General features: G+C 53.9%; 22 protein-coding genes. 1 reads left to right on the top strand and 21 read right to left on the bottom strand.

The features are described from left to right. Window positions 1–159: 159 nt before the first annotated feature. From ACFQPC_RS03180 to ndk, 16 genes are all read right to left on the bottom strand, one after another. Window positions 160–696 (bottom strand): phosphoribosyltransferase, encoded by a 537-nt coding sequence (locus tag ACFQPC_RS03180; protein ID WP_382270172.1) that lies wholly within the window; start codon window positions 694–696, stop codon window positions 160–162. Window positions 697–723: 27 nt separating this feature from the next. Continuing rightward, a complete protein-coding gene (locus ACFQPC_RS03175; protein ID WP_382270171.1) occupies window positions 724–2,037 on the bottom strand; it encodes an adenylosuccinate synthase in 1,314 nt (437 codons plus the stop codon). A 3-nt stretch (window positions 2,038–2,040) separates the two neighbouring features. Next, window positions 2,041–3,192, bottom strand: coding sequence for an ATP phosphoribosyltransferase regulatory subunit (locus ACFQPC_RS03170; protein ID WP_382270170.1), 1,152 nt, complete (start codon window positions 3,190–3,192; stop codon window positions 2,041–2,043). Between the two features lie 210 nt (window positions 3,193–3,402). Further along, the gene (hflC, locus tag ACFQPC_RS03165; RefSeq protein WP_012079972.1) at window positions 3,403–4,293 is read right to left on the bottom strand and encodes a protease modulator HflC; all 891 of its coding nucleotides are present in this window, start codon (window positions 4,291–4,293) and stop codon (window positions 3,403–3,405) included. Continuing rightward, on the bottom strand, window positions 4,293–5,600 hold the full coding sequence (hflK, locus tag ACFQPC_RS03160) for an FtsH protease activity modulator HflK (protein ID WP_382270169.1): 1,308 nt from the start codon (window positions 5,598–5,600) through the stop codon (window positions 4,293–4,295). Before hflK ends, hflC begins: the two co-directional genes overlap by 1 nt. Before the next feature lie 52 nt (window positions 5,601–5,652). Then, the gene (gene hflX, locus ACFQPC_RS03155; RefSeq protein ID WP_382270168.1) at window positions 5,653–6,771 is read right to left on the bottom strand and encodes a GTPase HflX; all 1,119 of its coding nucleotides are present in this window, start codon (window positions 6,769–6,771) and stop codon (window positions 5,653–5,655) included. A 35-nt stretch (window positions 6,772–6,806) separates the two neighbouring features. Further along, on the bottom strand, window positions 6,807–7,043 hold the full coding sequence (hfq, locus tag ACFQPC_RS03150; RefSeq protein ID WP_012079975.1) for an RNA chaperone Hfq: 237 nt from the start codon (window positions 7,041–7,043) through the stop codon (window positions 6,807–6,809). Window positions 7,044–7,150: 107 nt separating this feature from the next. Further along, window positions 7,151–8,494 (bottom strand): ribosome biogenesis GTPase Der, encoded by a 1,344-nt coding sequence (der, locus tag ACFQPC_RS03145; RefSeq protein WP_382270167.1) that lies wholly within the window; start codon window positions 8,492–8,494, stop codon window positions 7,151–7,153. A gap of 8 nt (window positions 8,495–8,502) precedes the next feature. Continuing rightward, complete coding sequence (gene bamB, locus ACFQPC_RS03140; protein ID WP_382270166.1) at window positions 8,503–9,669, bottom strand: outer membrane protein assembly factor BamB; 1,167 nt, start codon at window positions 9,667–9,669, stop codon at window positions 8,503–8,505. An 18-nt stretch (window positions 9,670–9,687) separates the two neighbouring features. Continuing rightward, a complete protein-coding gene (locus ACFQPC_RS03135) occupies window positions 9,688–10,338 on the bottom strand; it encodes a tetratricopeptide repeat protein (RefSeq protein WP_382270165.1) in 651 nt (216 codons plus the stop codon). Between the two features lie 12 nt (window positions 10,339–10,350). Beyond that, window positions 10,351–11,700 (bottom strand): histidine--tRNA ligase, encoded by a 1,350-nt coding sequence (hisS, locus tag ACFQPC_RS03130; protein WP_012079979.1) that lies wholly within the window; start codon window positions 11,698–11,700, stop codon window positions 10,351–10,353. A 60-nt stretch (window positions 11,701–11,760) separates the two neighbouring features. After that, entirely contained in the window at window positions 11,761–13,029 is a 1,269-nt protein-coding gene (gene ispG, locus ACFQPC_RS03125; protein WP_382270164.1) for a flavodoxin-dependent (E)-4-hydroxy-3-methylbut-2-enyl-diphosphate synthase, read from the bottom strand. A gap of 7 nt (window positions 13,030–13,036) precedes the next feature. Beyond that, window positions 13,037–14,068 carry a helix-turn-helix domain-containing protein gene (locus tag ACFQPC_RS03120; protein WP_382270163.1) on the bottom strand — a complete coding sequence of 344 codons (1,032 nt, stop codon included), beginning with the start codon at window positions 14,066–14,068 and terminating at the stop codon, window positions 13,037–13,039. Next, a complete protein-coding gene (gene pilW, locus ACFQPC_RS03115) occupies window positions 14,061–14,828 on the bottom strand; it encodes a type IV pilus biogenesis/stability protein PilW (protein ID WP_382271860.1) in 768 nt (255 codons plus the stop codon). Before pilW ends, ACFQPC_RS03120 begins: the two co-directional genes overlap by 8 nt. Before the next feature lie 29 nt (window positions 14,829–14,857). Further along, window positions 14,858–16,021 (bottom strand): dual-specificity RNA methyltransferase RlmN, encoded by a 1,164-nt coding sequence (rlmN, locus tag ACFQPC_RS03110; RefSeq protein WP_382270162.1) that lies wholly within the window; start codon window positions 16,019–16,021, stop codon window positions 14,858–14,860. 63 nt (window positions 16,022–16,084) lie between these two features. Then, window positions 16,085–16,510, bottom strand: a complete 426-nt coding sequence (gene ndk / locus ACFQPC_RS03105) for a nucleoside-diphosphate kinase (protein WP_382270161.1) — start codon at window positions 16,508–16,510, stop codon at window positions 16,085–16,087. A gap of 209 nt (window positions 16,511–16,719) precedes the next feature. Between ndk and ACFQPC_RS03100 the strand changes: the two genes are divergently transcribed. After that, complete coding sequence (locus tag ACFQPC_RS03100; RefSeq protein ID WP_382270160.1) at window positions 16,720–17,409, top strand: Bax inhibitor-1/YccA family protein; 690 nt, start codon at window positions 16,720–16,722, stop codon at window positions 17,407–17,409. 75 nt (window positions 17,410–17,484) lie between these two features. Here ACFQPC_RS03100 and rlmD read toward each other — a convergent pair whose 3' ends face one another. The 5 genes from rlmD to surE form a co-directional block, all read right to left on the bottom strand. Further along, window positions 17,485–18,858: a 23S rRNA (uracil(1939)-C(5))-methyltransferase RlmD gene (gene rlmD, locus ACFQPC_RS03095; RefSeq protein ID WP_382270159.1), complete on the bottom strand. Its 1,374-nt coding sequence runs from the start codon at window positions 18,856–18,858 to the stop codon at window positions 17,485–17,487. A gap of 130 nt (window positions 18,859–18,988) precedes the next feature. Then, a complete protein-coding gene (gene rpoS / locus ACFQPC_RS03090) occupies window positions 18,989–20,026 on the bottom strand; it encodes an RNA polymerase sigma factor RpoS (RefSeq protein ID WP_382270158.1) in 1,038 nt (345 codons plus the stop codon). A gap of 6 nt (window positions 20,027–20,032) precedes the next feature. Then, on the bottom strand, window positions 20,033–20,989 hold the full coding sequence (locus tag ACFQPC_RS03085; protein ID WP_382270157.1) for a peptidoglycan DD-metalloendopeptidase family protein: 957 nt from the start codon (window positions 20,987–20,989) through the stop codon (window positions 20,033–20,035). A 40-nt stretch (window positions 20,990–21,029) separates the two neighbouring features. After that, window positions 21,030–21,908 (bottom strand): protein-L-isoaspartate(D-aspartate) O-methyltransferase, encoded by an 879-nt coding sequence (locus tag ACFQPC_RS03080; RefSeq protein ID WP_382270156.1) that lies wholly within the window; start codon window positions 21,906–21,908, stop codon window positions 21,030–21,032. Further along, complete coding sequence (surE, locus tag ACFQPC_RS03075) at window positions 21,905–22,642, bottom strand: 5'/3'-nucleotidase SurE (protein ID WP_382270155.1); 738 nt, start codon at window positions 22,640–22,642, stop codon at window positions 21,905–21,907. Before surE ends, ACFQPC_RS03080 begins: the two co-directional genes overlap by 4 nt. Between the last annotated feature and the right edge of the window lie 26 nt (window positions 22,643–22,668).

Here is a 22,668-nt window from a genome sequence, read left to right as displayed (position 1 = left end):
GCTTCAAAAGCTTACTTCAAGCTCATTTCATACGCACGCAGCAAACTTCAGATTCGCAAAATTCCTTGCGAAACTCTCTCACTATTTCTTTGTTACTTTTTACTTCTGCAAGCGTATCGATATTGCCTGCAGAAAATGACACATCAGTGACGACGCGCCCTATTCTGTTTCACCTTTGCGCAACCATGCTGCCAATTGATGCGGACGCAAGCCGTCGTATTCTTCAAACGGCTGATGTATCCACGGATTATGCGGCAAATAGTCGAGATAAAAATCCGGCTCAACAGATGAGCAAGCTTTGTACCAGATGACTGCAGATTTTACTTCCGTCACTGCGGGGAATTTTTCGGAGAGATGGCGCTGCACTTGTTCCAGCGTTACGCCGGAATCGACCAGGTCGTCGACCAGCAATACCTTGCCGCCCAGTGTGCCATTGGTAATCGTGATGTGCTTGGCGATATCCAGCGAGCCCTGCTCTTTGCCCGCATCTTCGCGGTAAGAGCTGGTCGACAAAATCGCCAGCGGCACATTGAAAATACGTGAGAACACGTCACCGGGGCGGAGACCGCCCCGTGCCAGGCACAAGACCTGGTCAAATTCCCAACCCGACTCGTGCACCAGCAGAGCCAGGCGCTCGATGGCTTGGTGATAGGCATCCCATGTCACCCATAGATCTTTATCGCCTGATTCTGGCATCGTGCAACTCGTCGGACTAAGTAATTTTTATTTGAAAGGATGACGCAAGACGATGGTTTCTTCGCGGTCAGGACCGGTCGAAATCATATCAATAGGTACACCAACGAGTTTTTCGATGCGGTCGATGTAAGCACGCGCGTTTGCCGGCAATGCTTCCAATGTTTTCGCGCCCACCGTTGTTTCTTTCCAGCCTGGCATTTCTTCGTATATCGGTTCGCAAGCTGCTGCATCTTCTGCACCAACCGGGAAAATATCAACAGTTTTGCCATTGAGTTTGTAACCGGTGCAGATACGCAGCGATTCCAGACCGTCCAGCACGTCAAGCTTGGTGAAACACATACCGGTAACGCCATTGATTTGCACCGAACGCTTCAGCAAGGCTGCATCAAACCAACCGCAACGACGCGCGCGACCGGTCACGGTACCGAACTCATGACCAACTGTTGCCAGGTGTTTACCAACACCTGCATCGGTAGGCAATTCGGACGGGAATGGACCGGAGCCGACACGTGTAGTGTAAGCCTTGGTGATGCCGAGGATGTAATGCAACATGCCAGGACCAACGCCGGAACCGGTGGAAGCATTGCCTGCCACGCAGTTGCTTGAAGTGACGTACGGGTAAGTACCGTGATCGACGTCCAGCAAGCTGCCTTGCGCACCTTCGAACAAGAGGTTTGCACCTGCATTGTGGGCTGCATACAGCGCACTCGATACGTCACCAACCATAGGTTTCAGGCGTGGCACATCAGCCAGCGCATCATCCAGGGTTTTTTGATAATCAACAGCCGGTACCTTCAGGTAATGCGACAACACGAAGTTGTGGTAATCGAGGTTTTCCAGCAGTTTTTCCGCAAAGCGTTTTTCGTTCAGCAAGTCAGCCGCACGAATTGCACGACGCGCGACCTTATCTTCGTATGCCGGGCCTATGCCTTTACCGGTAGTACCGATTTTTGCATCGCCACGTGCTACTTCGCGTGCCACGTCCAGTGCCGTGTGGTACGGCAGGATGACAGGACAGGCTTCCGAGATTTTCAGGCGCGACGGGACTTCCACACCGATCGCAGCCAGCTTGTCGATTTCACGCAATACGTCAGGTACCGACAAGACCACGCCGTTACCGATATAGCATGCGACGCCTTCGCGCATGATGCCGGATGGGATCAGTTGCAGCGCGGTTTTATGACCGCCGATCACCAGTGTGTGGCCGGCGTTGTGACCGCCCTGGAAGCGCACTACACCTTGTGAATGATCTGTCAGCCAATCGACGATCTTGCCCTTGCCTTCATCGCCCCATTGGGTACCGACAACTACAACGTTTTTTGCCATGCTTTTTGTTGACATCACTTAACCTAAATTTTTGATAATCCAGTTGCCATCTTCAAGTACGAGTACGCGATCGCACTCAAACTCGTCCTGATCGTTTTCGTAGCCGGGCAAGCTTTGAATTACAACTTCCCCTGCTTTGCGCAATGCGACAATCTTGCTACGCAATAATGCTTCGCGGCCCCACGGCGCACGAATTGCGCGCTTGCGTTCCGCTACTGGCAATAAGCGCGCCAGTTCGCGTAAATCCATAGAGAAACCAGTTGCCGGACGGGCCCGTCCGAATGCTTCGCCGACGTGATCGTAACGGCCGCCACGCGCTACCGCATTCGGCAAGCCCGGTACGTAAATCGCAAACATCGCACCGCTCTCATACTGGTAACCGCCGAGGTCTGCCAGGTCTATCGTGACGTTGGCTTCACCTGCCAGGCTGGTCAACGCGGCCAGCTCATCCAGTGCCTTGGTAATACCCGGCAAGGCCGGCAATTCTTTGCGCGCACGTGTCAACACCGTCGCGTCACCGTATAGGCTAGGCAAGGCGAGCAAGGCACGGCGCGATTCTTCACCATAGGCAGCGGTTATTTCCTGCAGCGCCGGGACATCTTTGGCGCGTAGCAAAGTATACAGTGCCGACTCATCTTTTTGCGCATTTGCGTCATTTTCAATGATCGCCCGCAACACGCCGACATGGCACAAATCCAGCCGGACCTGGGTAAAACCGGCCAAAGCAAGTGATGCCAACGCCAGTTCCTGGATTTCCGCATCGGCTTCCAGCCCGGCGTGACCGTAGATCTCCGCCCCTATCTGCAAAGGCTCGCGGGTTGCATGCAAACCATTCGGACGGGTGTGCAGCACGCTGCCGGAATAGCACAGGCGGGTGACCGAAGCACGATTGAGCAAATGTGCATCAATACGGGCCACCTGGGTGGTCATATCTGCGCGCAAACCGAGGGTGCGGCCGGACAATTGGTCGACCAGCTTGAAGGTACGCAAATCCATGTCATGACCGGCACCGGCCAGCAATGAGTCCAGGTATTCCAGCATCGGCGGCATGACAAGTTCGTACCCGTACAGGTGGAAGTTGTCGAGAATGACACGACGCAGTTCTTCAATTTTGCGCGCCTCAGACGGCAAAACATCAGCAATATTTTCAGGCAGCAGCCAGTTTGGCATGACGGGAAACGAAAAGTCAGAAAAAGGAAAAGGGATACAGCGTACGGCAGGCTTATATCAACGATGCAAACGACAAACCCGCAAGCGGGTCGTGTCTGTCAGGAAATTATTTGCGTTTATGCATGTAGCCGCCACAAAAAAGAAACTGCATGAAGTGATGGCTTATCACTTCATGCAAATATGCGTATTTCATTTTAACGGCGCTTAGCGTTATTTCTTCGCGCCGGCACCTGTCGAGCCAGGATTTTTAAAATACTTGAAAAACTCGGAATTAGGATCGATCACGAGCATATCGTTACGTGTTTTAAAGCTGGCGCGGTACGCTTCGAGGCTACGATAGAACTTGTAGAACTCAGGGCTTTGACCAAATGCCTGCGCGTAAATTTGCGAAGCCTTGGCATCGCCTTCACCGCGAATCTGCTCTGCATCACGATATGCTTCTGCCAAAATCACAGTACGCTGGCGATCCGCATCAGCACGAATCTTTTCAGACTCGGCAGCACCGGTCGAGCGCAATTCATTCGCGACACGGGCACGTTCAGATTTCATACGATCGAACACGGAGTTGTTAATCTGTTCCACGTAATCGACGCGCTTCAGACGGACATCAACAATTTCAACACCGATCTGCTTCGCTTCTTCGGTGACTTTCTTTTGGATACCGTCCATCACCTTGCCGCGCTCACCGGAGATCACTTCACGTACGGTGCGTTTGGTGATTTCTTCGTTCAGCGAAGCCTTGACGATCTGTGCCATCCGATTTTGCGCGCTGCGTTCATCGCCGCTGAAGCTGACGAAGTACAAGCGGGGATCAACGATGCGCCATTTAACGAAAGCATCAACCAGGATGTTTTTCTTTTCCGCTGTAATGAAACGGTCTGCATCCGGCGTATCCAGGGTCAGGATGCGCTTGTCCAGGAACACGACGTTCTGGAATGGCGGCGGTAATTTGAAATGCAAGCCAGGTTCACTGATGACGGTTTTCACTTCACCCAGTGCAAACACGATTGCGTACTGGCGCTGATCGACCACAAACAATGTAGAAGACAAGGCGATAAACGCGATCACCGCAACGATGACATAGGAGATAAGGCGATTCATTATCGTACCTCCCGATCACGCGAACTACGGCTCTCTCTGGCTCGGGACTCCTGCGCCTCCAGTGCACTTGTATCCGGTGCAGCTGTTGACGAAGTGGCAGGCGGCCTGATCGCACCAACTTCTGCCGCCGCACCAGCCGGCGCAGCAGTTTGCGAAATCAGTTTATCCAGCGGCAAATAAATCAGGCTGTTATTACCTTTTGAATCGACCATAACCTTAGTAGTGCTTGAGAAAATTTTCTGCATCGTTTCGAGGTACATACGATCCCGGGTAACGGCAGGCGCTTTTTGATACTCAACCAGAATTTGTTTGAAGCGTGAAGCTTCACCCTGCGCATTCGCGGTTACGCTGGAACGATATGCTTCCGATTCCTGCATCAGGCGCGAAGCCGCACCACGTGCACGTGGGATTACGTCATTGGCGTAAGCCTGGCCTTCATTCTTTTGGCGTTCGCGATCCTGTCCTGCTTTGACCGCATCATCAAAAGATGCCTGCACTTGCTCCGGCGGTTGTACGCCTTGCATCGTGACATTGGTAATCTGTACGCCGGACTTGTAACGGTCAACGATTTGCTGCATCAACTGGCTGCTGTCGAAGGCGATTTTTTCACGACCTTCATACAAGACGAAATCCATCTTGCTGCGGCCGACTACTTCGCGTATCGCGGTTTCAGCAACCTGCTTGACCATTTCTTCCTGTTCACGGTTGTTGAATACCCAGTCTGAAGCGTTTTTCAGTGTGTATTGCACGGCGAACTGGATGTCGATGATGTTTTCATCTTCGGTCAGCATCAGCGATTCCTGCTGCTGCTTGTTCTTGACGTTACCGCGATAGCCCACTTCAACCGTACGCACTTGCGATACGTTGACGATTTCGTGGCTTTGGATCGGGGTTGGCCAGCGCCAGTTAAAACCGGCCGGCGTCATGTGGCTGTATTTGCCGAAAGTCATGACCACGCCGGTCTGGCCCTCCTGCACGATGAAGAAACCGCTGACCAGCCACAGGAATGCGACGATAGCTGCGATGATCGCAGCACCAATCCCGGCACCGCGCATATCCGGCTTGAAGCCGCCCATGCCGCCGCCGGAAGAATCGCCGCCGTTACCGCCGCCGCCATTCTTCTTGTTGCCGAATATATTGCTCAGGCGCTGATTGAAGTCGCGCCACAATTGATCGAGATCAGGCGGGCCGTCATTCGGGCGCTTGTTATTATCCTGATTTTTATTATTGTCATCGGAACCACGACCCCAACGAGGGTCATTGAGCGAAAACTTCAAACCAAATTTTTTGAGTAGGGAAACGAGCATTCTTTTGCGGTCCGGGCTGAAAAATAATGGGTTGGAAGGCCAAGTAAATTATTTATACATTGACGTCGTCAGATGCAACTACGGATACATCTTCTAATCCAGCGGCGCGCTCCTGCGCACATTCGGCTATTGCTTCACGCAATAGATCCAATCCGCTTCCAGTCTGGGCACTAATAAAAACACGACGAATTTTATCATATTCATCACGCTCCAAAGCAGGTTCCAGACCGGCAGCGTCAATCTTGTTCCAAACCAGAATCTGCGGGATATGGTCGGCGCCAATTTCCCGCAAGACCATATTCACCTGCTCTATCTGTTCCATCCGGACCGGGCTGGCACCATCCACCACGTGCAGCAGCAAGTCCGCATGTATTGTTTCCTCCAGCGTGGCGCGAAAGGCGGCAACCAATTGGTGCGGCAATTCGCGGATAAATCCAACCGTATCGGAAATAACCACATTCCCTGCTTCGCCCAGATAAATACGACGTGAAGTCGTGTCCAAGGTAGCGAATAGCTGATCGGCTGCCAATACCCTGGTTTTCGCCACGGCGTTAAACAAGGTTGATTTCCCGGCATTGGTATAACCAACCAGGGAAACCGAAAATGCATTATTACGACCACGCGCACGACGCTGGGTCGCGTGCTGCTTGTGCAATTTATCCAGCTTGGCGCGCAAAGCCTTGACCCGCACACCCAGCAGGCGACGATCGGTCTCAAGCTGGGTTTCACCCGGACCGCGCAGGCCGATACCGCCCTTTTGCCGTTCCAAGTGAGTCCAGCCGCGGATCAGGCGGGTTGCAAGATGTTGCAACTGTGCCAACTCCACCTGTACCTTACCCTCGTGGCTTTGCGCCCTTTGCGCAAAAATATCCAAAATCAGGCTGGTGCGATCCACCACACGCACCTTGAGATGACGCTCAAGGTTGCGCTGCTGCGCCGGCGACAAGGCATGATTGAAAATAACGATATCAAGCTCGTGGTCAACGACTGCATCCGCGATTTCATTTGCCTTACCCGAGCCGACAAACAAGGCCGCGTCCGGACTCGAACGCTTGCCAGTGATCGTCATGATCGGATCGGCACCTGCCGATCTGGAAAGAAGGGAAAGTTCTTCGAGGCTTGCAGCGAAATCGCCTTTGCCAAAATCAAGGCCTACCAGTACTGCGCGCATATTAATACTGCGCCCGTGACTGGGCGACGCAAATGTTATTCAGCTTCTGATTCAAGGCTCAGGTTCACGGCACGTGCAGGAACGACGGTGGAAATTGCGTGTTTGTACACCATTTGGGTGACGGTATTACGCAAAAGGACGACGTATTGATCAAAAGATTCGATATGACCCTGGAGTTTGATACCGTTGACGAGATAGATCGAAACGGGAACATGCTCTTTGCGCAAAGCATTGAGGAATGGGTCTTGTAACAGTTGCCCTTTGTTGGTCATGACAGCTCCAGTGTGTTGTTGTGTTTAAGAGGTTGAGGCATCTTGCTTTTTTTCAAGTGTTCCAACCATTGGAATGTAATCGATTTCCGGCTTTTTCGCCAAACCGCTTATTTTTCCGAACGCGAGAAAGGATTCTTCCCTGAACGTAACTCGATACGTAGTGGAGTCCCAACCAGCGAAAAAGTTTCTCGGAAATGCTTTTCCAGGAAGCGTTTGTAATTTGCGTCTATCGCTTCCAGCGCATTGCCATGAATGACAACAATCGGTGGATTCATACCACCCTGATGCGCATAACGCAATTTCGGACGGATAGAACCCTTGCGGCGCGGCTGCTGGTGCTCGACTGCTTCGATCAGCGCACGTGTCAGCTTGGGCGTAGACAGATTCGACATCGCCGCGGCATACGCGCCATCGACAGATTTCATCATCGGACCGATACCGCTGGACTTCAAAGCCGAGACGAAATGTGTTTTTGCAAACGAGAGGAAGCTCAGCTTGCGCTCTAGGTCCATTTTGATCTCGTCGCGACGATCGCTGGTCAAGCCATCCCATTTATTCACGCCAACCACCAAGGCACGGCCCGACTCCAGGATAAAGCCGGCGATATGCGCATCCTGCTCGGAGATGTCCTGCTGCGCATCCAGCAAGAGCAAGACGACATTGGCCTCGGAAATCGATTGCAGGGTTTTGACCACCGAGAATTTCTCGATTGCTTCAAACACCTTGCCGCGACGACGGATACCTGCGGTATCTATCAGTGTGTAGTGCTTGCCGTCGCGCTCGAACGGGATCTCGATCGAATCACGGGTAGTGCCCGGCAAATCGAAAGCAATCACGCGCTCTTCGCCGAGCAAGGTATTGACCAGCGTCGATTTGCCGACGTTAGGACGACCGACGATGGCCAGCTTGATGCTCCTGTCATTCGACGCAGGCGTTTCTTCTTCCGGTGGACGCTGGGCAAAAGCGATATTCAGCGCTTCTTCGACCAGGTCGTTGACACCGTCGCCGTGGGCAGCCGAAATCACATACGGGTCGCCCATGCCGAGTTCGTAGAAGTCAGCCGTCACCGTCGTGTACTTCATGCCTTCGGCCTTGTTCACGACCAGCATCACGGAACGACCCGATTTACGCAGGAAGTCAGTGATGGTTTTGTCATGCGGTGTCAAACCTTGGCGACCGTCAACGATGAAAATCACGACGTCAGCTTCCGCAACCGCCTGTTTCGTCTGCTTGGCCATTTCATGCATGATGCCTTCTTTGGCAACAGGCTCGAAACCGCCGGTGTCGATCACCAGGAACGGACGTTCGCCCACCCGGCCTTCGCCGTAATGCCGGTCACGCGTCAAACCCGGAAGGTCAGCGACCAACGCATCGCGCGACCGGGTTAGTCGGTTGAATAGCGTGGATTTGCCGACGTTAGGTCGACCTATAAGTGCAATAACCGGCTTCATCTAATGTTTTACTCGGCTGCGATGGCAGCCACTGTTCCTGATTGGGTTTGAAAAATAAAATTCGCATCAGTGCGAACCGGTACGCCGACAATCGGGCTCCCGTCAGTGTTCACACGTGCCAACAACAAGCCATTTTCTTTCGAGAAGAAATGGATATAACCTTGGTAATCACCAACCGCTACTGCACGGCTGGAAGAGATCGGGGTCGACAGGCGGCGGTTTTTCAACTGCTCGTTCTGCCAGAAACTGGTGCCGGTATCGCGGGCAAATGCCTGCAAGGTACCGCGTTCATTCGCAGCATACACTGCGCGCTCATCGACATCGACGCCGACATCACTGGAAAACGCCTTGCCCCAGCGCGGCGTGCCGCTGACGGTATCGAAACAGGCAATACGGCCTTGATATGAAACCGCACATACATCACGACCGGCGACAAATGGCGCACCGGAGATATCGGCAATGCGTTCCAGCTCGGTAGTGCCGCGCGGGTCACCGACGGCGACTTCCCAGCGCGGTGCGCCGGTGGCGAGCGCAACCGCCAGCAAACGTCCGCCGGCCAGGCCGATATAGGCATTCGAATTCGCAATCGCGATGCCCGGCGAAGTACGCAGGGTCAATGGCGGTGCGGTACGTTGCGCGAACCATTTACGGGTGCCGGTTTCAGCATCAAAGGCGACCACACGGTTATCCATGCTGCGGATCACAACCGTATCCAGGCCGACTGCAGGTGTCGACAGGATCTCGCTGCTGGCTTGTGCTTTCCAGCGCAATTTGCCCTGGTTATCAAATGCCAGTACTACGCCCTTTTCACCTGCCACTACAACTGTCTGGCCATCGCTACCGACGCCTGCCGTCAAGGGCATACCGGCATTGATACGCCACTGCGATTGACCATTCGTCGCATCCAGGCGGGTAATCGTGCCGTCCGCCGCTGCAGTATAGAGATCGTTACGCACCAAAGCCGGTGAAAATGCATAGTTACCTGCCTTGCCGACCGACGCAGTCCAGGCGGTGCGGGCATTCAGGCTTTGCTTGAACTCAACCAGAGGCGCTGGTGTGTTGCGCGTCGATGGCTTGCTGGCAAACGGATTCATCGATGACAGGAAGGAGCAACCGGCAGTCGCCAACAACAGGCTGGCCGACAGTACTTTTAATGCGATTCGATACTTCTGCATTTCTTTTCCTTTAAGCTTTTATGCTGCTTTTTTTACCGCTGCACCACCGATGGCATCCAGTTTGATCTGGATCAGCTGGCGTGCAGGATTCTTGGCATCGGTTTTTTCCAGGGCGGCCTGATACGCAGCACGGGCTTCTTCCAGCTTGTTTTGTGCTACCAGGATGTCGCCCTTGCGATCACTGACGACATTGGCGAATTGTGCAGGGAACTCACCCGACAATACTTTCAAACCTTCGTCGTATGCTTTTTCATCGAGCAGGATACCGGCCAGGCGGACTTTCGCGACAGCCTTGTATTCATCGCTTTGGCCCTTGTCTATCACCCATTGCAATTGCGCTTTGGCGGTTTTGAAATCATTCGAGTCAAAAGCCGACTTGGCAGCCGCCAGTGCGCTCATCTGTGCATAAGCGGTACCGGCAAACTTGGCTTCCATATCGGTCGCGGCACGTTGCACTTTTTCCTTGTCTTGTGCAGCGACGGCTTTTTGCAACTCTTCATACAGTTGGCCGGCTTGCGTCGCCTGGCTGCGCTGGTAGTAACCCCAACCCGCCCATGCGGCGTAAGCACCAAGGACCACTATCAGCAACCAGGTAACGAGGTTGCCGTACTGATTCCACCAGGATTTAAGAGTAGCTAGTTGTTCTTGCTCTGCGTGATCGTATGCCATGATGGTCCAAGTTTAATGATGATAATGTACGTGTTCGTCGTGCGCGTGGTCATGCGCGCCAACAATCTGATCTACCAGGTAATCCGCAATACCTTCGAACGGTACGCTGGCCTGGTTGCCGGCTGCTTCGGCGTTGCGCATTTCCTTGACGACAGCCGTGCCTTGCGCGATTTCGTCTTCGCCGATAATCACGGCGTACGCAGCACCGCTGCCATCCGCGCGTTTCATTTGCGATTTGAAGCTGCCGATGCCGGTCGCAGCTGCGCAATGCAATACCACATCGAGTCCGGCGTCACGCAAACGTTCCGCCACCACTGATGCCTGCAATTGCGCTTCTTCGCCCTGATGCACGATATAGACATCGCATTGATTCGGCGCGAACTGTTCGCCGCTGGCCTTCATCAACTCCAGCAAACGCTCAACACCCATTGCGAAACCGCAAGCCGGGGTCGGTTTGCCACCGAACATTTCAACCAGCGGGTCGTAACGACCGCCGCCGCATACCGTACCCTGCGAACCCAGTTGATCCGTTACCCATTCAAACACGGTGCGATTGTAGTAATCCATCCCGCGTACCAGGCGCGGATTGATAGTGAATGGAATCGCATTGTGGCGCAGGATTTTTTGCACGCCTTCAAAGTGCGCACGCGATTCTTCGCCCAGGTAATCGAGCAGCTTGGGCGCTGCATTGACCATATCCTGCATGGTCGGATTCTTGGTATCCAGGATACGCAAAGGATTGCTGTGCAAACGCTTTTGCGCTTCGGTATCCAGCAGATCCGCATTCTTTTCAAAATAGGCAATCAGGTCGGCGCGATGCTTGTTGCGCTCTTCTGCATTACCGATCGAATTCAATTCAAGGCGTACATCCTGCAGACCGAGATCGTCCCACAGCCGCTGGCACATCATGATCAGTTCGGCGTCGATATCCGGGCCGGCAAAACCGATGGCTTCGGCACCGATTTGATGGAATTGGCGATAGCGACCGCGTTGCGGCCTTTCATGACGGAACATGGGACCGGCGTACCACAGGCGTTTCGGGCCATCGTAAGTCAGGTTGTGTTCGAGCGCTGCGCGTACGACACCAGCCGTGCATTCAGGACGCAAGGTCAGCTGATCACCATTCATGCTATCGGTGAAGGAATACATTTCCTTCTCAACGATGTCGGTCACTTCGCCCAGGCCGCGCGCAAACAGTGCAGTTGGTTCTACGATAGGCGTGCGTATCTGTTGAAAACCATAGCTCTTGAGCACAGTGTGCACGGTGTTTTCAAACAATTCCCACAAAGGCGCATCAGCCGGGAGAATGTCGTTCATTCCCTTCACGCCGACGATTTTTTCTGTTTTTTTAGTATCTGACATTTATTTTTAAAGACTTATTTTCTACAACTTGTTGAATACGATGTATGTGACGAATGCTGCTTAAGCGGCAGTGCTTTCTTTGCCGTAGTGGCTCTTCACATAGTCGAGCACAATCGCATGGAATTCTTCGGCGATATTATCGCCACGCAGGGTGACGGTTTTTTCACCGTCAACAAAGACCGGTGCCGCTGGCGATTCGCCGGTACCCGGCAGGCTGATGCCGATATTCGCGTGTTTGGATTCACCGGGACCGTTCACGATGCAACCCATCACTGCCACGTTCATTGCTTCCACGCCCGGATACTGCTTTTTCCAGACCGGCATCTGGTCGCGCAGATATGTCTGTATGCCATCCGCCAATTCCTGGAACACGGTCGAAGTAGTACGACCACAACCCGGGCATGCAATCACCATGGGCGTAAATTTACGCAAGCCCATGGTTTGCAAAATTTCCTGGCCGACGATGACTTCCCTGGTGCGGTCGCCACCCGGTTCCGGCGTCAGCGAAATACGTATCGTGTCGCCTATGCCTTCCTGCAGCAAAACCGACAAAGCGGCGGTCGAAGCAACAATACCCTTGCTGCCCATCCCTGCTTCGGTCAAACCGAGGTGCAAAGGATAATCACAACGACGTGCCAGTTCGCGATATACGGCGATCAAATCCTGTACGCCCGATACCTTGCACGAAAGGATGATGCGATCACCCGCCAGGCCGACTTCTTCGGCACGCAGCGCGTTTTCAATCGCCGACGTCACCAATGCTTCATACATGACCGCTTGTGCGCTCCATGGCGTCGCGCGTGCCGCGTTTTCATCCATGATGCGCGCCAGCAGTTCCTGATCCAGGCTGCCCCAGTTCACGCCTATGCGCACCGGCTTATCGAAGCGGCATGCGGTTTCTATCATTTGCGCAAACTGGGTATCGCGCTTGTTGCCTTTGCCGACGTTGCCCGGGTTGATGCGATATTTCGCCAGCGCTTTCGCGCAGTCCGGATAATCATTCAGCAATTTATGACCGTTGTAATGGAAGTCGCCGACCAGTGGCACGACGATATCCATCTTGTCGAGTTGTTCGCAAATTTCCGGCACCGCGGCGGCGGCTTCCGGTGTATTCACGGTTATGCGCACCATTTCCGAACCGGCACGTGCCAATTCCTTGATCTGGATCGCAGTACCGATGACGTCGGCGGTATCGGTATTCGTCATCGACTGCACGACTACCGGCGCATCGCCGCCTATACGGACTTCACGACCACCATAACTGACTACCGCCACACGACTATGACGACGCGTCACAGGGCCGGTAGCTATCGGGTTGGATGACGACATAAGCGTTTTATTTCAAGTTCAATCGGGCAACGTTGCTGCTATTCCCAGTCACGACATCAACCGGCGCACCGCGCAAAGTGACATCTACACCTGCAGCATTACCGATCACCACCGAAACCGGGCCGGTAACCGCAACAGCTTCAGAACTGCCGGCTTTCAGCAAGCGGGACAAAATCACGCTATTGTCGGCGCCCTTGATTTCGACCCAGGAATCCTCGCGCACATTGATCGCGAGCGCATTTTTACTATCCACCGGCACCACTGGTTTCGGCGCTACCACTGCTACCGCTGCCGGCTTTGCAGCAGGAGCGGCAGGTGCCGCAGCTGGTACTGCAGCCGCTGCGCTAACCGGTGCGGCAGGCTTGGCGGCTGGAGCAACTGCTTCGACGACAGGCTTGGCTACTTCAGCCGGTTTCACTTCAACCGGCTTGGCTTCCGTCGCTTCGATTACTTCAACCGGAGGAGGCGTCTCGACCACGGCTTCAGGTGCGGCATCCGACAACTCGATCGGTGCCAGTTTTTCTTCCACTTTTGCCGTCGAACCCGCAGGGCCATGCGACAACCATCCCATGTGTTGACCGGCATATGCCAACAAAGCCAACACCACCAGGATGCCACCACCAAGCACTGCTTTCGAACGCAGGCCATGCTGGTTAGACGACAGCAATTTGGTTTCAGAAAACGATGCCGATAACGGGCTACGTTCAGGCGGCAAGATGGCCGGCGCCACGGTATCGTCCTTGATCCCCGCCAGTATCGGTGCCGGATCGACGCGCAATACTTTCGAATAGGAACGGATGAAACCGCGCACGATCACCATGCCGGGCAAGGCTGCGTAATTATCTTCTTCCAGTGCCTGAATCTGGCGGCTGGCCAGGTTCAATTGATTGGCGACCTGCTCTACCGTCCAGCCGCGCTCCTGGCGCAAGGCCGTCAGCTGCGCGCCCGCAGAAACGACCGGTTCAGGTTTTTCTGCTTCTTGCACCGGTTCCGGGGCCGCATCACTCATAGCTTCATTCACAGGCACGTCATTATTCATTAAAGGCTCCACGCTGATAGGCAGCAAACTCAGCCGAGTCCGGATAACGGCGGCGCAATTGCGTCGCAAGGCTGTTTTCTGCGGCACGATCGCCCACCTTGCGTTCAATTTTTATTGCTAACCACAACACTTCCGCGCTCAGCACATCTGCTTTAGTCACGCGATTAATATAAAACCGTGCACGCTCCAGATCACCGCGCTCATAATTCAGACGCGCCAGATTAGTAGCGGTCGTCAGGTTGCCGGGATCATGGCGAAATGCTTCATTGAAATAACGCTCTGCCGCCACTGTATCCTTCAGGATCAGGCTGCAGGCACCGGCGTTATTCAGGGCTTTGGCAGGCGACTGATAAGTCTTGCTGCGCAAGGCCGCTTCAAAATACGGGATCGACTGATTCGCGCGTCCGTTCTGGCACAGGAACCAACCATAGTTATTGCTCAAATCCGGATCATTCGGCGCCAGGCGCAAGGCGCGCTGGAAGTTTTCTTCCGCCATCCGGGTTTCGCCCTGGTCCATATAGATCAAGGCCGCCATGCTGTAAGCATCGGCAAAATTCGGATCGGTCTGCAAAGCCAGTTTGACTTCATCCAGCGCCACATTCAACTGGCCCTGCTGGTAATAGCCGATTGCCAGTTGCAAACGGATGCGTGCACGCTTTTGATTATCTGTTTTATCGAAGCTGGTCGACAATTCACTATCTGGTGCTACAGCAGGTCTGGCGGCGCAACCCAGGAGCAGGATTGCAGACAACAGGGACATTCCCAACCAAGCCGATCGACGTGCTGTCATCAAGATGAAATCTCCACAATACGACCGAAATTCTTGCCAAATTTTTCCTGGTACTCCGCCATCTTTTTCATACGGTCCTGTACCCGGGTACGGTCTTGCACTTCACCCGCCAATTGTCCGCACGCAGCATCAATGTCGTCACCGCGCGTCTTGCGCACAGTGGTCACGATGCCTGCATCCATCAGCACTTGTGCAAAGGCTTTGATGCGTGGATTGTGCGAACGCGTCAAACCCGATTCAGGGAAAGGATTGAACGGGATCAGATTGAATTTGCATGGCACATCAGCCTGGCGTACCAAAGCAATCAATTCACGCGCGTGCTGGTCGCTGTCATTGACGCCATCCAGCATGCAATATTCGAAAGTGACGAAATCACGCGGCGCGAATTCCAGATAGCGCTTGCAGGCTGCCATCAATTCGACCAACGGGTATTTTTTATTCAGTGGCACCAGGCCATCGCGCAAGGCATCGTTCGATGCGTGCAGCGAGACCGCCAGCGCGACGGCGCAATCCTGCGACAGCTTGTCTATCATCGGCACCACGCCGCTGGTCGACAGCGTCACGCGGCGGCGCGACAGGCCGTAGGCGTTATCGTCCAGCATCAGCTTCAATGCGGTGACGGTAGGTTCGTAGTTCAGCAAAGGCTCGCCCATACCCATCATCACCACATTGGTGATCTGGCGTTCGCCTTTAGGGCCCGGCTCTATGCCTTTGGTCCGACGTAATTCAAACTCGGCCATCCACAGTTGGCCGATGATTTCGCCAACCGAAAGATTCCGGTTAAAACCCTGTTTGCCGGTCGAACAGAAACGGCAATTCACCGCGCATCCGGCTTGTGTCGAAATACACAGCGTGCCGCGGTTTTCTTCAGGGATAAATACTGTTTCGACTGCATTGCCCTGCCCTACATCGACCAGCCACTTGCGGGTGCCGTCGGCAGAGGTGTGATCCGAGATCACGGCGGGTGCAGCGATGATCGCGCGCGTAGCGAGCTTGTCACGCAGCGATTTGGCCAAATCGGTCATCGCGTCAAAATCGCTGGCGCCGAATTGGTGTATCCAGCGTTGCAATTGCTTGGCGCGGAACGGCTTCTCACCCAACTCGCCGCAATAAGCGATGAGTTGCGCAGGATCCAGATCCAGCAGGTTGGTGAGAGTCGTCATAAAAACATTTCTTGAATCTGCCTGTCGCTCAAGCACGTCGCCGGCGACGGACAGGAATCCAAATTAACGCGAATAAACGTTCAATGCAGGGAAGTAGTAAGCGATTTCAACTTTCGCTGTTTCTTCTGCATCGGAACCGTGCACTGCATTTGCATCGATCGAATCAGCGAAATCAGCACGGATGGTGCCTTTGTCTGCTTTCTTCGGATCGGTAGCGCCCATCAGGTCGCGGTGCTTGAGGATTGCGTTTTCGCCTTCCAGCACTTGGATAATGACAGGGCCGGAAATCATGAAGTCGACCAGGTCTTTGAAGAAAGGACGTGCGCTGTGTACAGCATAGAAACCTTCGGCTTCAGCACGCGACAATTGCGTCATGCGAGCAGCGACGATTTTCAGGCCTGCGCCTTCGAAACGGCTATAAATCTGACCGATTACGTTTTTTGCTACTGCATCCGGTTTAATAATCGACAGTGTGCGTTCGATTGCCATCTGAAAAACTCCAATAAAATGAAAGGGTTAAGACAAAATTCCGATATTTCAACTAACCTTTAATTCTACCATGAAAGCCCCATCTACTTGAAGCAGAAACAAGAGCTTTTAAATGTGAAGATAGCGTTAAGAACAGAACCGTTTATACTATGTGTATGTCAAGAACCTGCTTGGCAACAACTCGAGCTTGATATTAACCTGGAGAAACCATGAGCAATTTACAGCAGACCTTTGGGTCTACCTATGACACTACGGCGGTACGCCATCGTGTCTTGCGCAATACATACTGGCTGCTCGCCCTTTCGATGATCCCTACCGTGCTTGGTGCCTGGATCGGCGTACAGTTCAAATTTGCCTTCTTCGCCGGCAGCCCATTCATGGGCATGATTATCTTTTTGGCAATTGCATTCGGTTTCTTCTATGCAATTGAAAAAACCAAAAATTCCGGCCTGGGCGTCGCCCTCTTGCTGGGCTTCACCTTCTTCATGGGCTTGATGCTGTCACGCCTGATCGGTCACATCCTCGGCTTTGCCAACGGCACTTCGCTGATCATGACGGCTTTTGGCGGTACCGCTGCCATCCTTGCAACAATGGCAACGGTAGCGACTGTTTCCAAGCGCGACTTTAGCGGCCTCGGCAAATGGCTGTTCATGGGCGTACTGGTAATCATCGTCGCGGCAATCGCCAATATCTGGCTGCAATTGCCTGCATTGCAACTGACCATCTCGGTTGTGGCGATTGGTATTTTCTCTGCCTTCATCTTGTATGATGTACAACGCATCATCAACGGCGGCGAAACCAACTACGTTACTGCGACATTGGGCATTTACCTGAGCGTCTACAATATTTTCTCGAATCTGTTGGCGCTGCTCGGCATCTTCGGTGGCGAACGCGACTGATAAATTTTCAGTGCCATAAACAAAAAGCCGACTTTTCAGTCGGCTTTTTTATTCCTGCAGCTTGCTTACGAATGCTTACGCGGTCGCTGTTGGCGCCTGGCGCAACTCGAATACCGCCATCGATTCCACATGCGAGGTATGCGGGAACATATTAATCACACCTGCATTCTTCAAATCGTAATGCCCTTCGTTCACCAATACCGCAGCATCACGTGCCAGCGTCGACGGGTTACACGAGACATAGACGATGCGGCTAGGCAGCAGATCCGGATGACTCTTGCCCAGTTCGGATAAGGCTTCACATACGGCCAACGCACCATCACGTGGCGGATCGATCAGCATGCGATCGAATTTACCCAACTCAACAAAGTCTTCTGCTTTCGCTTCAAACAGGTTGCGGCAATAGAACGAAGTTTTATCGGCGAGACCGTTTGCGGTGGCATTTTCCAGTGAGCGTTCGGTCAGCGTGGTGCTGCCTTCAATGCCCACTACTTCACGCGCCTGCGTTGCAATCGGCAAGGTGAAATTACCCAAGCCGCAAAACAGGTCGGCAATACGATCGGTCGGCTGCGCATCCAGCAAACGCAAGGCACGCGCCACCAGCACGCGATTGATCTGATGGTTGACCTGCGTGAAGTCAGTCGGCTTGAACGGCATCTTCACGTTGAATTCCGGCAGCGCGTAATGCAGATTATTTTCTGTCGGATAGAACTGGTAGGCGCTATCCGGTCCGGCCGGTTGCAACCACCACTGCACCTGATGCAGGTCGGCGAATGCCTTCAGTTTCACCTCATCTTCGGCCGAAAGCTCAGTCATGATGCGCAAAACCATGGCCGTGACTTTTTCCTGCGCGCCCTGGCCGATTGCCAATTCGATTTGCGGCAAATGGTCGATGACGGACAGTGTAGCGATCAGTTCGCGCAAAGGCACTAGCATCACCGATACATTCGGCGGCAGGATTTCACAGGTCTTCATATCGGTAATGAACGATGATTTCCGTTCATGGAAACCGACCAGCACACCGCCTTTTTTCGGCACATTCCGTACCGAAATACGGGCGCGATAACGATAGCCCCAGGTCGGTCCATGGATAGGACGCAACATGGTTTCCGCCTTGACCTTGCCTATATGCTTCAGGTTGTCTTCGAGGATGCGCTGCTTCAGTGCGACCTGTGCTGTCGGTTCCAGATGCTGCATCGAACAGCCGCCGCATATCCCGAAATACACGCACTTAGGCTTGGTGCGCAGTGACGATTCCTTGATCAGCGACATCATTTTTGCCGCTTCCCAGTTCGGTTTTTTGCGATAGGAAGAATAGACGACGCGCTCTTTCGGCAATGCGCCTTCGACGAAGACTACTTTACCCGGCGTGCCATCCTCATTCTGCAAATGGCCGACACCGCGCGCTTCCATGTCGAGGGATTCGATATCAATAATGGTTTGCTGCATAGGGACTAATTCTGAATCAAGCCTGGAACCGGCTTGCGTTAAATGGGATAAGGAAAGTGAAGGCGGATGATATCAAACTGCGGCGCTTTAGCGCCGTATTCCACTCATTTTGTCGCGTATTTGGGCAATGCTAGAGCAAGGAATCCTTGCCAACCCCGGTGCGCATCAGCGAGCGTTTCAGCTTGACCAATGCTTCCTGCTGGATTTGTCGCACCCGTTCACGGGTGACGTGCATTTCTGCCGCCAGCGCTTCCAGCGTGGCCGGATCATCATTATCCAGGCCAAAGCGACGCGTAATCACCAGGCGCTGCTTATCTGGCAATTTTTCCAGCCAGTCATGCACCAGCACCGTCATTTCATTGTGCTCGGCCAGTGCATCCGGATCGTTGGCATGGTCACCCTGCAATAAATCCATCAGGCTCGATTGCGGATCGCCATCCAGCGGTGCATCCAGCGAGGTCGCATGCTCGGAAAGCGCCAGGATGTCTTGCACATCTTCGACGCTGCGATCAACCAGGTGCGCGATATCTTCCGCCGTCGCATCCTTGCCGTCATGGTGCTGCGCTTCCAGGTGGAATTTGGCGCGCAGGGTCTGGTTCAATTCACGTACCACATGCACCGGCAAGCGCACGGTACGTGCCTGGTTCATGATTGCGCGCTCTATGCTCTGGCGTATCCACCAGGTCGCATAAGTCGAAAAACGGAAACCGCGTTCAGGCTCGAATTTGTCGATCGCACGCATCAGGCCGAGGTTGCCCTCTTCGATCAGGTCCAGCAGGATGACGCCGCGATTGATGTAATGCTTGGCGATAGAGACAACCAGGCGCAGATTGTGTTCTATCATTTTCTGGCGCGCAGCAAAGTCACCCTGCTTGGCCAGCGTTGCGTAATGCACTTCTTCCGGCACCGTCAGCAAAGGACGCGTACCGATCTGATTCAGGTAATGCTGGGTCGCATCGGTCGAGAGCTCGGTCGCCAGGACTTTTTTCAGCTCATCAATACCGGCCACTTCTACCGGCGCAACACGCTCCGCCAACTCGACGGCATCGCCATCGTCATCGGTGATGTCGGACTTCTCCGCGTCATCGTCAGCCTGCAGCGAAAGCTCGGACGACAGTGCATCCGAGTTTTCATCATCTTCTGCGTGTGCGTCTCGGTTGCGTGTCATTAGCGATTAGCGGCTAGGTAAAAACTTCGATGGATCGACCGGTTTGCCTTGCTGGCGGATTTCAAAATGCAATTTGACTGAATCCGAATCGGAATCACCCATTTCGGCAATTTTCTGTCCTTTATTGACATTTTGTCCTTCTTTTACAAGGATAGCCTTGTTATGTGCGTAAGCGGACAATAAATTACTGGTGTGCTTCACAATGACCAGGTTGCCATAACCGCGTATGCCACTACCCGCGTACATGACCTTGCCGGCACCGGCGGCCAGTACGGCCTGCCCTGACTTGCCGGCGATATCCAGGCCTTTACGGCCATCATCAAAAGTACCGACTACTTTGCCATCAGCTGGCCAGATCCATGAAACGCTGTCATCGTCGGTGGCCAAAGCGACCGGTGCCGCAGTATCGGCTGGTGTGGCCGGTTTGGCTGCCGTCGTTGCAGTGCTTGCAGTTGAACTTGCAGCTGGGGCTGCTGCCGGTGCGCTCTCCGGTTTTTGCATCTCTGCCAAGGTCGCGTCCGAGTATGGCCGCTTCTCGCCGCGCGGGCTGGTTTTATTGGTCGCGCCGGCACTGGCAGTAGTACTTGCAGGCGCCCCCAAAGGACGACTCTCTACCACCGAAGAACTGGCGATCGCACCAGTCTGCGCCCCACCACTACGTGCGACCGGCGAGTCCGGCGGTGCCACCCGCAACACCTGGCCAACCTTGATATCGTTCGGATTCGCGAGGTTGTTCCAGGCCACGATTTCGCTATAACTCTGGCCAAAATCCAGAGCAATGCGATACAGGGTGTCGCCCTTCTTCACGGTATACGTTGTGCGGTCTTCCACTGCGGCTTTGGGCGGCGTGGTACCACTGATCCTGCGCTCACTGACCGGGGCCGAGTTCTGGGTAGAACTACAGGCGCTGAGTAAGCCGACCAGCGATATCAAAAATATCTGTCGAGTTGTGTTTATTCTCATTACGTTCAATTATTCTTTAGCGGTGTTGATGCATTGGAAACTAAGTCACGGTACCTGGACGGAGCGGCACAAAATGGCAATCCTCCAGCGTCGAACTTTTCCATTCAAATTTGCTGACGCGTTCTATCAGTTGTAATACCTGATGACGTTCGCCAACCGGGGCAACCAGACGCCCACCTATCGTCATTTGTTCCAGCAGAGCCTGCGGCACTTCCAGTCCGGCCGCAGCCAAAATGATGCCATCGAATGGCGCGGCCTGGGGCAAGCCAAGCATACCATCTCCGTAATGCAAGCGGATATTTGCAACCCGCATCGGCCGCAAATTGGTTTTTGCCAATTCATGCAAACCCCTGATTCGCTCGATGGAATAGACTTCCTTGGCCACCAAGGACAAGACCGCAGCCTGATAACCACAGCCGGTTCCGATTTCCAGCACACGATTGAGTACGCCACCCTGCTGATTGTTCCGCATGACTTCAATCATTCTGGCGACGATATAAGGCTGCGAGATGGTTTGATGATAACCAATTGGCAACGATGCATCGATGTAAGCCTGGCTCGCCAGCGCCGGTTCCATGAATAAATGGCGTGGCACGGCATCCATCGCCGCCAGTACCTTGCTATCTTTTACCCCTTGTTTTGCGACCCGGGCCGTCATGGCCTTGCGCACCGCTTCGGAGACCAAAGGCGTGGCCCGCTCGCCGGAAGACGGAGCGGCGACTGCCTTGCGCGGCGCTTCTGCCGGCCGCGCCGGCGTCACCGTGCGTTTGCCGTGTTGCGAGGCATTCTGAGTCGCGGTTTGTGGCGTTGCCACTTTGCCGGACGTGCTACTGCGGTTTACTTCCGGCCTGGCACCGCTACGCGGGGCTTTCTCTGCAATCGATGACAGCGAGAGCGGGAAACGCTTTTTCTCGGTCATACCAAAACCTTCTTCAAGGCTTCCAGTTGCGCCGTATGCGTCAAATCGATTTGCAGCGGAGTAATCGATACATGACCCAGCGCGGTGGCATGAAAATCAGTGCCTTCGCCGGCATCCTTTTGCCCGCCACACGGACCTATCCAGTAGATATCACGGCCATGCGGATCCTGTGCCTTAATTACCGCTTCCGATTGATGGCGCTTGCCGAGGCGGGTTGCCACCGGCGGCTTTATTTGTTCGTAAGGCAGGTTCGGGATATTCACGTTCAGCAGGAATGGTTTGCCATAGGTATCGAAGCGGCGCTCGACGATATCGCGTGCGACCCGGGCTGCGGCATCGACCTGGTCCCAGCCTTTGTTGACTTGTGAAAACGCAATCGCCGGGATACCGAACAGGAAGCCTTCGGTAGCGGCGGCCACGGTACCGGAATAGAGGGTGTCATCACCCATATTCTGCCCCTGGTTAATACCCGAGACGATCAAATCCGGCGGCTCCGCCATAATCCCGGTCAGCGCTATATGCACGCAATCCGATGGTGTGCCGTTGATGAAATAAAATCTGTTCGCAGCCTGGTAGACGGACAAGGGGCGATCGAGCGTAAGGGAATTGGAACTGCCGGAGCGATTGCTGTCTGGTGCCACCACTACGATATCGGCAATTGCTGCCATCGCATCGGCCAGGGCAATCAGCCCCGGCGCCAGGTAACCGTCATCGTTACTGATAAGGATTTTCATCCCTGAATTTTACCTGAAGCAAGGAC

The organism is Herminiimonas glaciei, from assembly GCF_042664955.1.
GTDB lineage: Bacteria > Pseudomonadota > Gammaproteobacteria > Burkholderiales > Burkholderiaceae_D > Oxalicibacterium > Oxalicibacterium glaciei.
The sequence above is the reverse complement of the archived record's forward strand: the minus strand, read 5'-3'. Positions and strand labels throughout refer to the sequence as shown.